At 64.2% G+C, this 13,090-nt stretch carries 21 protein-coding genes; 10 read left to right on the top strand and 11 right to left on the bottom strand.

The features are described from left to right. Nucleotides 1–63 precede the first annotated feature (63 nt). The 6 genes from ACPYIS_RS06435 (at nt 64) to ACPYIS_RS06410 (ending at nt 2,364) form a co-directional block, all read left to right on the top strand. Nucleotides 64–270, top strand: a complete 207-nt coding sequence (locus tag ACPYIS_RS06435) for a hypothetical protein (RefSeq protein ID WP_424894863.1) — start codon at nt 64–66, stop codon at nt 268–270. Between the two features lie 97 nt (nt 271–367). Further along, nucleotides 368–622, top strand: a complete 255-nt coding sequence (locus tag ACPYIS_RS06430; protein ID WP_424894864.1) for a DUF6900 domain-containing protein — start codon at nt 368–370, stop codon at nt 620–622. 63 nt (nt 623–685) lie between these two features. Then, complete coding sequence (locus tag ACPYIS_RS06425; protein ID WP_424894865.1) at nt 686–1,258, top strand: DUF3489 domain-containing protein; 573 nt, start codon at nt 686–688, stop codon at nt 1,256–1,258. A 146-nt stretch (nt 1,259–1,404) separates the two neighbouring features. Beyond that, a complete protein-coding gene (locus tag ACPYIS_RS06420; RefSeq protein ID WP_424894866.1) occupies nt 1,405–1,674 on the top strand; it encodes a hypothetical protein in 270 nt (89 codons plus the stop codon). 104 nt (nt 1,675–1,778) lie between these two features. Then, on the top strand, nt 1,779–2,147 hold the full coding sequence (locus ACPYIS_RS06415; RefSeq protein WP_424894867.1) for a hypothetical protein: 369 nt from the start codon (nt 1,779–1,781) through the stop codon (nt 2,145–2,147). A 10-nt stretch (nt 2,148–2,157) separates the two neighbouring features. Then, entirely contained in the window at nt 2,158–2,364 is a 207-nt protein-coding gene (locus tag ACPYIS_RS06410; RefSeq protein ID WP_424894868.1) for a hypothetical protein, read from the top strand. Here the strand turns inward: ACPYIS_RS06410 and ACPYIS_RS06405 are convergent. After that, a complete protein-coding gene (locus ACPYIS_RS06405) occupies nt 2,340–2,597 on the bottom strand; it encodes a DUF7220 family protein (protein WP_424894869.1) in 258 nt (85 codons plus the stop codon). The genes ACPYIS_RS06410 and ACPYIS_RS06405 overlap by 25 nt on opposite strands. A gap of 55 nt (nt 2,598–2,652) precedes the next feature. On the opposite strand from ACPYIS_RS06405, the gene ACPYIS_RS06400 reads away from it, so the two are divergent. Beyond that, complete coding sequence (locus tag ACPYIS_RS06400) at nt 2,653–3,348, top strand: NERD domain-containing protein (protein WP_424894870.1); 696 nt, start codon at nt 2,653–2,655, stop codon at nt 3,346–3,348. On the opposite strand, the gene ACPYIS_RS06395 is transcribed toward ACPYIS_RS06400, so the two are convergent. Continuing rightward, entirely contained in the window at nt 3,265–4,608 is a 1,344-nt protein-coding gene (locus ACPYIS_RS06395) for a DNA modification methylase (protein WP_424894871.1), read from the bottom strand. The genes ACPYIS_RS06400 and ACPYIS_RS06395 overlap by 84 nt on opposite strands. A 39-nt stretch (nt 4,609–4,647) precedes the next feature. Here ACPYIS_RS06395 and ACPYIS_RS06390 point away from each other — a divergent pair, with 39 nt between their 5' ends. Continuing rightward, nucleotides 4,648–4,929, top strand: coding sequence for a type II toxin-antitoxin system Phd/YefM family antitoxin (locus ACPYIS_RS06390; protein ID WP_143902445.1), 282 nt, complete (start codon nt 4,648–4,650; stop codon nt 4,927–4,929). After that, nucleotides 4,913–5,191: a Txe/YoeB family addiction module toxin gene (locus ACPYIS_RS06385; RefSeq protein ID WP_143902443.1), complete on the top strand. Its 279-nt coding sequence runs from the start codon at nt 4,913–4,915 to the stop codon at nt 5,189–5,191. Before ACPYIS_RS06390 ends, ACPYIS_RS06385 begins: the two co-directional genes overlap by 17 nt. Here ACPYIS_RS06385 and ACPYIS_RS06380 read toward each other — a convergent pair. The 5 genes from ACPYIS_RS06380 to ACPYIS_RS06360 form a co-directional block, all read right to left on the bottom strand. Beyond that, nucleotides 5,115–6,581 carry a site-specific DNA-methyltransferase gene (locus ACPYIS_RS06380; RefSeq protein ID WP_424894872.1) on the bottom strand — a complete coding sequence of 489 codons (1,467 nt, stop codon included), beginning with the start codon at nt 6,579–6,581 and terminating at the stop codon, nt 5,115–5,117. The two genes, ACPYIS_RS06385 and ACPYIS_RS06380, sit on opposite strands and share 77 nt — an antisense overlap. A gap of 14 nt (nt 6,582–6,595) precedes the next feature. Next, on the bottom strand, nt 6,596–7,138 hold the full coding sequence (locus tag ACPYIS_RS06375) for a hypothetical protein (RefSeq protein ID WP_424894873.1): 543 nt from the start codon (nt 7,136–7,138) through the stop codon (nt 6,596–6,598). A 256-nt stretch (nt 7,139–7,394) separates the two neighbouring features. Continuing rightward, nucleotides 7,395–8,069 carry a hypothetical protein gene (locus ACPYIS_RS06370; protein WP_424894874.1) on the bottom strand — a complete coding sequence of 225 codons (675 nt, stop codon included), beginning with the start codon at nt 8,067–8,069 and terminating at the stop codon, nt 7,395–7,397. 87 nt (nt 8,070–8,156) lie between these two features. Further along, nucleotides 8,157–9,395 carry an IS256 family transposase gene (locus ACPYIS_RS06365; RefSeq protein ID WP_132963481.1) on the bottom strand — a complete coding sequence of 413 codons (1,239 nt, stop codon included), beginning with the start codon at nt 9,393–9,395 and terminating at the stop codon, nt 8,157–8,159. 248 nt (nt 9,396–9,643) lie between these two features. Further along, nucleotides 9,644–9,955 carry a type II toxin-antitoxin system RelE/ParE family toxin gene (locus tag ACPYIS_RS06360; RefSeq protein ID WP_425974049.1) on the bottom strand — a complete coding sequence of 104 codons (312 nt, stop codon included), beginning with the start codon at nt 9,953–9,955 and terminating at the stop codon, nt 9,644–9,646. A gap of 63 nt (nt 9,956–10,018) precedes the next feature. On the opposite strand from ACPYIS_RS06360, the gene ACPYIS_RS06355 reads away from it, so the two are divergent. Then, complete coding sequence (locus ACPYIS_RS06355; protein WP_132963481.1) at nt 10,019–11,257, top strand: IS256 family transposase; 1,239 nt, start codon at nt 10,019–10,021, stop codon at nt 11,255–11,257. A 62-nt stretch (nt 11,258–11,319) separates the two neighbouring features. Here the strand turns inward: ACPYIS_RS06355 and ACPYIS_RS06350 are convergent, their stop codons facing one another. From ACPYIS_RS06350 to ACPYIS_RS06335, 4 genes are read right to left on the bottom strand one after another with little or no spacing between them, the layout of a single operon-like run. After that, nucleotides 11,320–11,583, bottom strand: a complete 264-nt coding sequence (locus tag ACPYIS_RS06350) for a type II toxin-antitoxin system ParD family antitoxin (protein ID WP_424894876.1) — start codon at nt 11,581–11,583, stop codon at nt 11,320–11,322. 55 nt (nt 11,584–11,638) lie between these two features. After that, nucleotides 11,639–12,226 (bottom strand): hypothetical protein, encoded by a 588-nt coding sequence (locus ACPYIS_RS06345; RefSeq protein WP_144326725.1) that lies wholly within the window; start codon nt 12,224–12,226, stop codon nt 11,639–11,641. Next, nucleotides 12,223–12,591, bottom strand: a complete 369-nt coding sequence (locus ACPYIS_RS06340) for a hypothetical protein (protein ID WP_144326726.1) — start codon at nt 12,589–12,591, stop codon at nt 12,223–12,225. The genes ACPYIS_RS06345 and ACPYIS_RS06340 overlap by 4 nt, the downstream gene beginning before the upstream one ends. Continuing rightward, nucleotides 12,588–13,055, bottom strand: coding sequence for a crossover junction endodeoxyribonuclease RuvC (locus ACPYIS_RS06335; RefSeq protein ID WP_424894877.1), 468 nt, complete (start codon nt 13,053–13,055; stop codon nt 12,588–12,590). The genes ACPYIS_RS06340 and ACPYIS_RS06335 overlap by 4 nt, the downstream gene beginning before the upstream one ends. Between the last annotated feature and the right edge of the window lie 35 nt (nt 13,056–13,090).

Raw genomic sequence — 13,090 nt, 5'->3', positions numbered from 1 at the left:
CGTTCTCCTTGCCTGTATTCAACCACTCAGCAAGGGATCCGGTTTCCAGGGGCAAGGTCACTGGTGCGCCTCTACCCGGAGGTGCGCCAGGCCACGACCGCCCAACTGGACGCCGCCTGCGCCGCGATGCGCGCCCAGGTCGGGCCGGTGCTGGATGAACTGCTCACCGATGCGCGCGAGGCGCCGACGGTGGCGCACGTGGCCTTCCAGAGCGCGGCCCTGAGCCTGGCACACGCCGGCATCCAGGTGCTCAAGGACGGGCGAGATTGAGTGGCACGCCTGGCGCAGAAAGATCGAACGGGCGCTTGGCTTCCTGCTTGAACAGCGCGTTACTACAAGCACAGCAACCCACCCCCAGGAGAACACCATGCGCAAGACCACCACCAAAGCCACCACCACCAAAGCCGCGCAGCAACTCGACCTGCTGCTCGCCCGGATCGCCCAGGAGCACCTCTTCATCGAGACCCTGGCCACACGAAACAGCGACAGCCTGGATTTCCACGACGTCAGCGTCTGGGGCGTCAAAAGCGCCCTGGTGGCGGCCTACCAAGCAGGCCTGGCCGCAGGCCAAAGCGCCGCCGCCAAGGCCACTGATCGGCCGATCGAACAACAAGCCGCCTGACCTTCATCACCCACAAGGAGCATGACCATGTCCGCACAAACCACGCCCATCACCGAACGCCAATTGGAGCTCATCACCCGCGCGCATTGCGATGCCAATGGCCTGATCGAGCCGCTGCTCGACCTCAAGGGCGGCGCCAAACTCAAGATGATCGCCAACCTCGCGCAGCGCGGGCTGATCGAGCAGATGAATGGCCAGTGGCGCATCACGGGTGCCGCCATCTCCATCATCAAGGGCGAAGCCCAACCGGAGGACGTGCTGCCTGCGGTAAAGGGTGCCGCCACCTCACCCACACCGCCCCTGGCCGACGACCCGGAACTGGAAGCCGCCGTAGCTGCCGCCGAAGCCAGCTGGCAGCAGGTTCAACCCGCCAGCACCCTTGAGTCGCCCAAGCGTGGCCCGGGCAACAGCAAGCAGGCGCTGGTAATCGAGATGTTGAAACGCCCCGAGGGCGCCACCATCGCGCAGATCTGCGAGGCCACATCGTGGCAACCGCATACGGTGCGCGGCACCTTTGCCGGCGCGCTCAAGAAGAAGCTGGGCCTGAATATCGTCTCCGAGAAGATCGAAGGCCCCGCCGGCACGCCGGGTGCAGGACAGCGCCTCTACCGCATTGCCGAGGAAGCCAGCGCGTGAGCACGCAGCCCAACGCCCCGATCCCGGCAAACCTGTTGCCAGCGTTGCTGGTGACCTGCCGGGAGATGCAGATTGAGCTTGGCTCGTGTGGCGAGAAGCGCGTTCATACAGGTGTCGCAACGATCAACTGAGAAGGAAAGCACACCATGAACACCCCCCGCGAATTTCAAACCCACTACGCCGAAACCAGTGGCCGTGATGCGCTTGCCAACGCCCGAGCCACGATGCAGCGCGCCCTGGAAGAACTCGACCGCTACATCGCCCGCTATGACGAAGCCGAGTCGCTCAAAGACAAGGCCAATGTCCTCAACTGGACGCTGAGCCATCTGGCCACCTACGTGCCCAACAACGTGCGCCTGGACCTGATCGCCAGCGCCCAGGCAGAACTGGTGCGTGCCGACACGATGGCCGATTGAGGGCCCCCGGGGCCAAGCGCAAAAAGATCGAACAGGCGCTTGGCTTCCATCTCGAACAGCGCGTTACTACGGGTGTCGCAACGATCAACCACCAGGAGCCAGAGATGAACACCTCCACCCAGATCCCCGCCCCGACCGTCACCGACTTCGGGTTTTTTGGCACCATGGCCGAGCACGCCGAAGCCGCCTGGCCGCTGGCCATGACCGCGATCTCGGACGCCACCTGCCAGCCACTCGAGTCAGTCCGCACCTTCCTCGACAGCCGCCACGGTCGCCACTTTGCCGACGATGTGCAAAACGGCCTCTACGCCGGTGCTTCCTTGGCCGACGCCATCGCGCAGGCCACGCAACGCTGGATGGGCTGGACGATTGGCCGCAGCACCAGCAAACAGTACGGCATCCCCAAGGGCCTTCCCTACCTGACGGGCTTCGTGATCCACTGCGAGATCGTCGAAGAGTCCCTGGCGGCGTGAGGATCACAACGTGGCCGCCATCTCCACCACCCCACAACTCGAAGCCAACTACGACCAGTTCATCGCCGAACTGACGGCACTCACCCGCAAGTACGGCATCGCCATCCAGTCGGTCGGCGGCGTGATCCTGGCCGACGCGCCCGGAGATTTTCGCGACGTCACCTACATCGCCGACATCAGCAGCGGCGATCTTTATCCGGAGTTTCCGGACAGCTGACGAATACGCAACGCCTCGAACGTCCGGCGCAGCACGTAGCTCCTGACCAGCGACACGGCCGTGAAGATCAGGCCGATCACCAGGTTCTGCTGCAATGTGGCGTGCAGACCGAAAAGCGGAAACACCGCCCATTGGGTGGCCACCGCCACCCCGTAGCCGACCAGCACGTTGGTCACAGCTTCCACCAGCGACATCCAGCGTGTCTGCTTCATCCCTGCACCCCGGTTGTTCATTCAGTCCCTATCGGTGGCATCATCGACCCGTCATAAGAAGCAAACGGGAGAGAAGATGTCATTGCTGTCGGTATTCAAAGGCTGGCTGGGAGAAGCGCAGGGAGCGGTGGCGCACACGCTGTTCCTGGACGACACGGTCTATCACTCGATCAACAACGTGACGATTCCGACGGCCAACGGCACCACGCAAATCGATCACGTCATCGTCTCGCGCTTCGGTCTTTTTGTCGTCGAGACCAAGAACATGAAGGGCTGGATCTTCGGCGACGAGCACAGCAAGCAGTGGACCCAGAGCCTCTTCGGCAAAAAGCACCGCTTCCAGAACCCGTTGCACCAGAATTACCGGCACACCAAGGCGCTGGCTGACTTCCTGGGGATCGATCACGACAAACTGCATTCGGTCGTGATGTTCTGGGGTGAGGCTGAACTGAAAACCCCGATGCCGCCAAACGTGATGACCAGGGGCTACGCGACCTACATCAAGAGCAAGCAGACCGTGCTGTTCTCGGATGAGGAAGTCGCCCAGTTGATCGAGGCGCTGCGCACCGGGATGTTGCCCAAGACCTGGGCCACCCGGAACGCGCACATCGCGTCATTGCAGCAGCGCCATAGCAGCACGACAACCTGCCCGAAATGCGGTGGGGATCTGATTCAGCGCACAGCCAAATCAGGCCCCAATGCAGGACGTCCCTTCCTCGGTTGCGCCAACTTCCCCAAGTGCCGCCACACCGCTGCCGTCACTGAGGCGTGACGATTCTCCGGGGTCAGCGCCAACGAGGTCATCGAATCGAACGCCATCGGCCTCACGCACTGCCTGCGCTCCAGCGTAGTCCTGCCACCTGCGAACAATGGTGTCCACGTACTTGGGATCGAGCTCAATCAACCTCGCCTGACGACCGGACTTCTCAGCGGCGATCAGCGTGGTACCGGAGCCGCCGAAGGGGTCGAGTACCACATCACCGGGCCGACTGGAGTTGCGGATGGCGCGCTCGACCAGCTCCACGGGCTTCATCGTCGGGTGCAGATCGTTGACGCGCGGCTTGTTGAAGTGCCACACATCCCCTTGATCGCGGTCGCCACACCAGTGGCGGGTGGCGCCCTCGGGCCAGCCATACAGGATTGGCTCGTACTGGCGCTGGTAATCCGAGCGCCCGAGCGTAAAGGTGTTCTTGGCCCAGATGATGAAGGTGGACCAGTGGCCCCCGGCAGCCCGAAAGGCGGACTGCAGGGTGTCGAGTTCCGATGAGGACATCGCCACGTAGACCGCGCCATTGCATCGGGCCAGCGCGGGCTTGAACGCCGCCAGCAGGAAGTCCTGGAATCCGTCCCCAAGGTTGTCGTTCAGGATCGGACGGTTGGTGCCGCGCAGCTTGTCCTTGGGACTGTTGGCATAGTCCACGTTGTACGGCGGATCTTGAAAGATCATCGCCACCCGCTCGGTGCCCAGCAGCGTGTCGTAACTTGCCGGATCGGTCGCATCGCCACAGAGCAGCCGGTGCTGGCCCATGATCCAGACGTCGCCGGGTTTGGATACCGGGTTGACTGGCACCTCGGGAGCAGCATCCTCGTCGGTGTTGCCCTCGGTGGTGGTTTCTTCGCCGGCCATGATTTCCAGGAGCTCGTCGGCATCGAAGCCGGTGAGCGCGAGATCGAAGTCGTCGAGCTTGAGCTCTTCGAGTTCGAGGCGCAGCAGGTCCTCGTCCCAGTCCGCCCAGGTGGCCGAGCGGTTGGCCAGGATACGGAAGGCCTTGATCTGCGTCTCGGTCAGGTCGTCGGCGAGGATGACCGGCACCTGTTCCAAGCCCAGATGCAGCGCGGCCTTGTAGCGAAGATGGCCATCACAAATTTCGCCGGTGCTCTTGGCGACGATGGGCAAGCGAAAGCCAAACTCCCTGATGGCACTGGCCATCTGCTCGACCGCGTGATCGTTCTTCCTGGGGTTTCTGGCGTAGGGGATCAGCCGACTGGTTGGCCAGAGTTCGATTTTGTCAGCGAGCATTTGTTGGTCCATAGTTGTACAATAATTCTGTCCAATTAGAAGGAGGTTGCCATGACCATCGAAACCACCTACAGCCAAGCCCGGGAGCAGTTCAAGACGCTCATGGACCGCGCAGTCGATGACCGAGAAGTGATACTGGTACGCCGCCGTTCCGGGGATGCGGTGGCGATGATTGCCGCCGATGAGCTGCAAAGCCTGATGGAGACGGCACACCTGCTGCGCTCGCCGAAGAATGCCGAGCGTCTGCTGGCCGCCTTGGCACGCGCCCGTGCTGGGGATGTCGCCCCGACCGCCGTCGATGCCCTTGAGAAGCACTATGGCCTCGAAGCCTGAGGCCAAACGCGTCGCGGTGTTTCAGCCCGAGTTTCTGGAAGACTTGAGCTACTGGGTAGAAACGGAACGCCGCACGGCCAAACGGTTACTGGAACTGGTCAAGGCCGCACTACGTGATCCCTTCAAGGGCATCGGCAATCCCGAACCACTGAAGTACTTGGGCGCGGATGTGTGGTCACGTCGCATTACGCAAGAGCACCGCTGCGTCTATCTGGTGAAAGCGGATCGGATCGAGTTTCTGCAGGGGCGCTACCACTACTGATCCGGCGTTCTGCCTCGACCTCGGCAAAGGTCTGTCCGGTGGCCAGCAAGGTCACCGGGATGTCGGGGTGGTTCTGCTGAAAGCGCTTGACCGCCACGTCGGTGTAGGACGGAGCCAGTTCGATGGCGCGTACCGGGCGGCCGGTGAGTTGGCCGGCCAGCAGCGTGGTGCCCGAGCCGGCGAACGGCTCGAAGACGATCTCGCCCGCCTCCGTGTAGGCCTCGATGAAGAACCGGGGCAACCCCACCGGGAACACCGCCGGATGGTCGATGCCCTCCCCGATACGCCCGCGCTGACGCGTCACCTCGATGACGGAATCCGGGATGCGGAACGCCTGCGTCGGCTGCCCGGCGTGGTTCCAGGCGCCGACCTTGCCGTCCTTGCCGCGCATCGCGGTGGACGATCCGTCGGCGCGCAGGTGCGTCTCGTGCCCGGCCCACTTGCAGGGCACGATCTTGTTCGGCTTGCGCGAGCGTCGGTTGAAGTGGAAGACGAACTCGTGCCGGGGCGCCAGCCGCCCGGCCCAGTCGCCGGGCACGGTCACCGACTGGTCCCACACGTACCAGCCAAAGCGCCGCCAGCCTTGAGTGCGCATCCATGCGATCCAGCCGTCCCAGTACGGCTGCCACTCGTTGTCGCGATGCACGAGCCCGAGGTTGACCAGGATTTGCGCGTCCTCGCGCAGTGCCGCGCGAGCAGCGCCGAACACGCCCTGCATCAGCGCGTCCCAGTTCGCGATGCCGCCGGTGGTGTAGTCGCGCTGGTTGGCATACGGCGGGCTGGTAAAGAGCAGCGCCGCACGCTCGCCCGCCATCAGCGCGGCGACCACAGCCGGGTCGGTCGAGTCACCGCAGATCAGACGATGGTCGCCGAGTTGCCAGATGTCGCCCGGGCGTGACACCGGGATCACCGGCGCATCAGGAATGTCCTCGTCGGCGTCCCCAGTAAATCCGCCCATGGGCGGATTTGTGTCGTCGTCCGGATCGGCATCGCCGAGCAGATCCTCGATCTCCTTGTCGCTGAAACCAGTCAGCGCCAGGTCGAACCCGGCGGCAGACAGCTCGGCCAGTTCGGCAGCCAGCAACTCTTCATTCCATCCTCCCTGCAGCGTTAACTGGTTATCCGCCAGGATGTAGGCGCGGCGCTGAGTGGGCGTGAGGTGATCCAGGACGACCACCGGCACGACGTCGAGCGCGAGTTTCTGCGCAGCGGCCAAGCGACCATGTCCAGCCAGAATGCCGCCATCACCCGAGACCAGCAGCGGCGCGGTAAAACCGTACTCGACGATGCTGCTGGCGATCTGTGCCACCTGCGCATCCGAGTGGGTGCGCGCATTTTTGGCGTAGGGCTTGAGCCGATCCAGTGGCCACAGCTCGATGCGGCTGGCCATAGCAGGGGTGACGGTCATCGGGAGAGTTCCTCCAGGGCTTCGCGGATCGCCTCCATCAGCAGGTCTTCCACCACGCGCTGGTCGGGTTGTGCGACCACGGCCGCCACGATCTGCGGGGCGACCTTGCGGGGAATCTGCTGGATGCGGTCACGCAGCAGACGCGCAAGGTTGAAGTACTTGACCTTCACCTCGTCGGCATTGATCAGCTTGCCCGTGCGCTCTTCGAATTCGAGCTTGGCCAGGCGGGCCGAGTAGGTTTCGCGCACTGCCCGGGCCTTGTGGTAATCGACGCCTCGGGCATCGTCGCTGGCCTGGGGCTGCGGCGGTGGTGCGGCAGGCTGGGAAGCGTGCTGGGCAACAGGCGGTGGTCGGGCGGTGGTCACCCTCGGGGTGGTCGGCTGGGCGGTTCGGGTGTGCCGATCCCACTGGGCATCGGCCTTGGCGGGATCGATGCTGCCATCGGGTTCCGGGTGAATGCGGCCACTGGCAATCGCCTTCTGAACGGCGGACAGCGCTACACCGCGATGCCGGGCGTAGGCGCGCAAACTCATGCTCATAAAAATCTCCAACGGGTCGATGGCAGAGCGGGTGACCACCGACCACCTGACCACCTATTTTTTGAGTCTGACGCTAGGCAAGCGTCGCGCTGCGCGCGGCCCCCGCGTTTCAGATGGCCCGGGAGGACCCGTTAATCGTCGCCAGAGGCGCAATTGCAGCCCTGGCAATGCTCGGAGATGCCCGCATCGCAAAATCGCTCAAAACGCTTCCTGTCGCTTTTTAGGGCTATCGACTTTCAGTGTTCCGACGCACGCTTCAGCCCTTCGTCAGCTCTTCCCGCAGCGCCCGCTCCATCTGCCGTTGGTACTCCCGCAGAGCCACGCTTCGCACGGTGTCGGCCATGCCAAAGCGCGGCTCGACCTTCTGCTGGCGGCGCAGCAGGTACAAGGCCAGGATGCGCTTCTCGTCACGACGCTCGAACACGGCACCGGCGCGGTAGAACACATTCTTCTTTGCCAAGAGTCGGCCCGGCCACTGGCTCTTGGGGATGACGCGGGTCTGGGCGGTCTGTGCCATCGGCCCGACCGGAATCGCCAGCTTGCCGGTCTTGGTGCCCCCGGTTTCCTGCAGCGCCATGAACCGATCCCGTGACCAGACCTCGGCCATCAAGGTGCGGGGCTTGGCCGGCGTGACGCCAATGCCCCGGCTGATCCACGGGCGGCGCAGGTTGAAGCGCTCGGGCAGACCCTCGCGCACCGCATCGCGGGCATCGAATGCCGTGCGAGTGAGCGCCTGGGCGGCGGCATTGGGGACGTGCCGTTTCGCCAGATCAGACAGATGCTCGGTCGCCTTGGCCACATCGGCGGTGACGTCAAGTTTCAGCATCGGCGGACTTCCGGCGGCGAGGAGTGGCTGGCGCTTCGGCGTTTGCAACAGGCTCGGCAGCGATGCCAGCTTGTTGCGCCAGGATCTGATCGGCAGTGGCGGCATCGACCTCGACCGTCAGACCTGGAACGAACGAGGGGGATGTCCTGTTTTTTGTGTGTGGGGCGGTTTCTGAATCTGTCCTCGTGTCGTTCAGCGTGGTGCGAGGGTGAAGCGGTCGCCGTATAGTATCGCGAACTGGTTCATCGCCGATTTCCACTCCTTGCTCGCCCGCTTCCAGTCCGCGGTGATGTTGCGCAAGGCCAGCCAGATCAGCTTGGTGGCCGCCTCGTCGCTTGGGAAGTGCCCGCGGCTCTTGATGATCTTGCGTAACCGCGAATGCACGCTCTCGATGGCGTTGGTGGTGTAGATGATCCGCCGCACTTCGGGCGGGAACGCGAAGAACGGGATCACCCGGCTCCACGCCCGCCGCCAGGCCGCGACCACGGTCGGGAAGCGCTGGCCCCACGGCCCTGCCTCGAACGCGTCCAGCGCGCGCTCGGCGGCCTCCGCGCTCGGTGCGGTGTAGATCGGCTTGATCGCCGCGGCCAGCGCCTTACGGTCCTTCCAGCTCGCATAGTCGAGGCTGTTGCGGATCAGGTGCACGATGCAGGTCTGCAGGGTCGTGGCCGGAAACACCGCCTCCAGTGCCTCCGGCAGGCCCTTCAGGCCGTCGGCCACGCCGATCAGCAGGTCCGTGACCCCGCGGGTCTTGAGATCGTTGAACACCTTCATCCAGAACTTCGCGCCTTCGGTGTTCTCGATCCAAAGCCCCAGAATGTCGCGGGTCCCGTCCGGCAGCACGCCCAAGGCCAGATACACCGCCTTGTTGCGCACCACGCCGTCCTCGCGGATCTTCACCCGCAGGGCATCGAAGAACACCACCGGGTACATCGGCTCCAGCGGCCGGGCCTGCCAGGCCCCCACCTCGGCCATCACCGCGTCGGTGACGGCGCTGATGAACTCCGCTGACACCTCGATGGCGTACATCTCGGCCAGATGGCCCTGAATCTCGCGCACCGACATGCCGCGGGCATACATCGAGATGATCCGGTCGTCAAAGCCGGCAAACCGGCGCTCATGCTTCGGGATCAGCTGCGGTTCGAAGCTGCCGGCCCGGTCGCGGGGCACCTCGATCCGCAGCGGCCCGCCGTCGGTCAGCACGGTCTTGCCGCTGCGGCCGTTGCGATGGTTCCCGCAGCCGCCCTCGGGGCTGGCCAAGTGCACGCCCAGCTCAGCCCCCAAGGCGCGCTCGATCACGGCCTTCTTCAGCTTCTGGAACACGGCCTCGACGCCGGCGGCGTCCATCGGTCCGGGGATCAGCTTCTCAAGCAGCTCGTCGGGAAGAATGGCGTCCGGCTTCGCGGCGGGGGTGGTCTTCTTGCGTGGCATGGGGGCTCCTGGAAGTCGTCATGGTAGGCCCCTCACACAAAAATCCTGACACCCTCCGAACGAGCGCGTGCCGCCGTCGCCGGTGACGACCACCGGGCGGGTGATGAGAAGTTTCATGGGGGAGTCTCCAGCGCTGGGCAGAGAGGCGAACGCCAGGCCCAGAAACGACAGCGCCCACCGGAACGAATCGGGTGGGCGCAGTTATCAGCAGTACAGGATTACTATACCTTACATGTACAAAGATTCAACTAGGTTTTGGCGTCAGGCGCCGCATTTTTTTCAGCGAACTGCGCTTCGATGTCCATCGCGCCATGCAACACCCGGACGATGCGCACCAGACCGGGCTCCTCGAAGAAAAACACGACGTAGTTGCCGTAGGCGCATGAGCGCAGGCCTTTGCCGAGCTCCGGTCGTGGCCGGTAGGCTTTGGGCGCCTCCGTGATCTTTCGGCACTGTTCCCGCAGCTCCCGAACAAAACTCATCGCCCGCCGTGGGTTGTCGCGAGCGATGTACAGGCCAATGTCGTTCAGATCTTTCTTGGACTGCGGGGTATAGACCAAGCGCGTCGAGGGTGTCAGGATTTTTGTGTGAGGGGCCTACCATGACGACTTCCAGGAGCCCCCATGCCACGCAAGAAGACCACCCCCGCCGCGAAGCCGGACGCCATTCTTCCCGACGAGCTGCTTGAGAAGCTGATCCCCGGACCGATGGACGCCGCCGGCGTCGAGGCCGTGTTCCAGAAGCTGAAGAAGGCCGTGATCGAGCGCGCCTTGGGGGCTGAGCTGGGCGTGCACTTGGCCAGCCCCGAGGGCGGCTGCGGGAACCATCGCAACGGCCGCAGCGGCAAGACCGTGCTGACCGACGGCGGGCCGCTGCGGATCGAGGTGCCCCGCGACCGGGCCGGCAGCTTCGAACCGCAGCTGATCCCGAAGCATGAGCGCCGGTTTGCCGGCTTTGACGACCGGATCATCTCGATGTATGCCCGCGGCATGTCGGTGCGCGAGATTCAGGGCCATCTGGCCGAGATGTACGCCATCGAGGTGTCAGCGGAGTTCATCAGCGCCGTCACCGACGCGGTGATGGCCGAGGTGGGGGCCTGGCAGGCCCGGCCGCTGGAGCCGATGTACCCGGTGGTGTTCTTCGATGCCCTGCGGGTGAAGATCCGCGAGGACGGCGTGGTGCGCAACAAGGCGGTGTATCTGGCCTTGGGCGTGCTGCCGGACGGGACCCGCGACATTCTGGGGCTTTGGATCGAGAACACCGAAGGCGCGAAGTTCTGGATGAAGGTGTTCAACGATCTCAAGACCCGCGGGGTCACGGACCTGCTGATCGGCGTGGCCGACGGCCTGAAGGGCCTGCCGGAGGCACTGGAGGCGGTGTTTCCGGCCACGACCCTGCAGACCTGCATCGTGCACCTGATCCGCAACAGCCTCGACTATGCGAGCTGGAAGGACCGTAAGGCGCTGGCCGCGGCGATCAAGCCGATCTACACCGCACCGAGCGCGGAGGCCGCCGAGCGCGCGCTGGACGCGTTCGAGGCAGGGCCGTGGGGCCAGCGCTTCCCGACCGTGGTCGCGGCCTGGCGGCGGGCGTGGAGCCGGGTGATCCCGTTCTTCGCGTTCCCGCCCGAAGTGCGGCGGATCATCTACACCACCAACGCCATCGAGAGCGTGCATTCGCGGTTACGCAAGATCATCAAGAGCCGCGGGCACTTCCCAAGCGACGAGGCGGCCACCAAGCTGATCTGGCTGGCCTTGCGCAACATCACCGCGGACTGGAAGCGGGCGAGCAAGGAGTGGAAATCGGCGATGAACCAGTTCGCGATACTATACGGCGACCGCTTCACCCTCGCACCACGCTGAACGACACGAGGACAGATTCAGAAACCGCCCCACACACAAAAAACAGGACATCCCCAAGCGCGTCATTCGGCTTTTTCAGCCATCGCTTGCAGCTTGGCTTCCAACTCGTCAAAGACTTCCTCCTCCGACAGGTCCGGCCCGCTGGCCAGGCCCACCGCAATCGCTTCGCGCAGTGCTTGCAGCTTGGCAGCTTGCTCGGCTTCGCGCTCCTCGAGCAGGCGCAGTCCGGCGCGGACGACCTCGCTGACGTTGTTGAAGCGGCCCGAGTCGACCTGCTGGCGGATGAAGGTTTCGAAGTGGGGGCTGAGCACAACACTGGTCGGCATCGCAATTTCTCCTGACGACTAATAACAGTTATTAAACTCAGCCCCCAGTCCTTTGTCAAGGCGTGGCTTCGGCCGATGCTGTTCGTCGGTGACGGCCGCTTCCACTGCGGTCATAACCGTAGTACCGAGCCAACACGCCCAGCCCAGCGATCAGGATACCCTTGGCCTCGTGCAGGGAGATTGCCTTGCCGGCCCAGCCTTGGCGAAGTGCCCACTCACGGACCGATTGCCCCAATCCGGCCACGTACCAGAGCGCCGATCCGGCTGGACTGCCACTGCCGCCCACCGCATCCAGTGCATTCCGCACGGCACGCGCAGCACCAGCGTTCTTCTCGACCATCATCTGCCCCGGCACCGTGCTACGCGGCAAACCATCGAGCTTGGGACTGGCCACGCCACTGGCAAATGCCCTCGCAAAGTCCTGCGAGAACTGCTGGCCGGCATCGTGCATGGCACCGGTGATGCTGCCGTTTCGGAGCATCAGCGCCAGCGTATCCACAGTGCGGTAGTGGTCGACGGGCTTGCGGTCATCGTCCTCCTCACGCACGTAGCGGATCACGCTGCCATCCGGGCGGATGTGCTCCTCGCCGATACGCGGCTTCTTCTCGGCACGGGCCTTGGCGCGTTGGGTTTTCTTGGTCATGGCCGTGCCTCCCCGAGTTGCCCGAGGGTCGCCAGCGCACCATCGCGGCTGCGTTGCACCGTGACGGACTTGCCCGTGGTCGCCACCACCGTCCAGGTCTCGCCATCACCCCGGTCGATGACCTCGCCCTCTGACCAAGGTGTGCTCTTGCGGGAAGCCGCAGTACGGGCACCGTAGAGCTTGGTGGCGATGCCAGACAGAAATGCGCGGTCCCAGTCGTCGTAGATGTCCTCCAGCGGCACGACCACAATGCCTTGTTTGTGCCATGCAGCGGCGCGCATGGCACGCAGTTCGTCGCTGCTGGCGGGTGACGCCGGGGCCAGGCGCCCGAGAGCGCAGGGGATGGAAGCGGTGCTGGTTCTCATGCCACACCCCCTTGGGCCATTGCCCAGTCCAGCAGCGCCAGCGCATCAGCGTGGTTGTCGTCGACCGGATCGAAGCCACGCGCCTTGGCCGCCGCGATCATCTCGGCCTTGCCAGCGTTGCCCTTGCCGGTGGCGTGCTTCTTGATCGTGCCCACTGGCACGCCCTGGTATGGGATCTGGTGGTGCTCGCACCAGGCCGTCAGGTGCGCCATGAAGCCGCCGTAGATGTGCGCTGCATCCACCCCTTTGTGGTTGCGCACCTCCTCGTAGACCACCAGATCAATGCCATCGGCGCATTGTTTGATATCGGTGAGCCAGCGTTTGAAGCGCAAGAACCGAAAGCCGCCGCCTTCGAAGCGCTGCGGGCGAAAGTTCTCGCTGCCGCCGTTGATGAGTCCGTCACGGGCAGACAAGGCCCACCCAAGTTGCGAGCCCAGATCAAGGGCCAAAATCGTTGTTGTCATGTTCGTCAGTCCTGTGTTGTGGGCGGTCTGACGGA

The sequence above is a fragment of the Tepidimonas sp. HKU78 genome (assembly GCF_049860815.1).
Taxonomy (GTDB): Bacteria; Pseudomonadota; Gammaproteobacteria; order Burkholderiales; family Burkholderiaceae_C; genus Tepidimonas.
The sequence above is the reverse complement of the archived record's forward strand: the minus strand, read 5'-3'. Positions and strand labels throughout refer to the sequence as shown.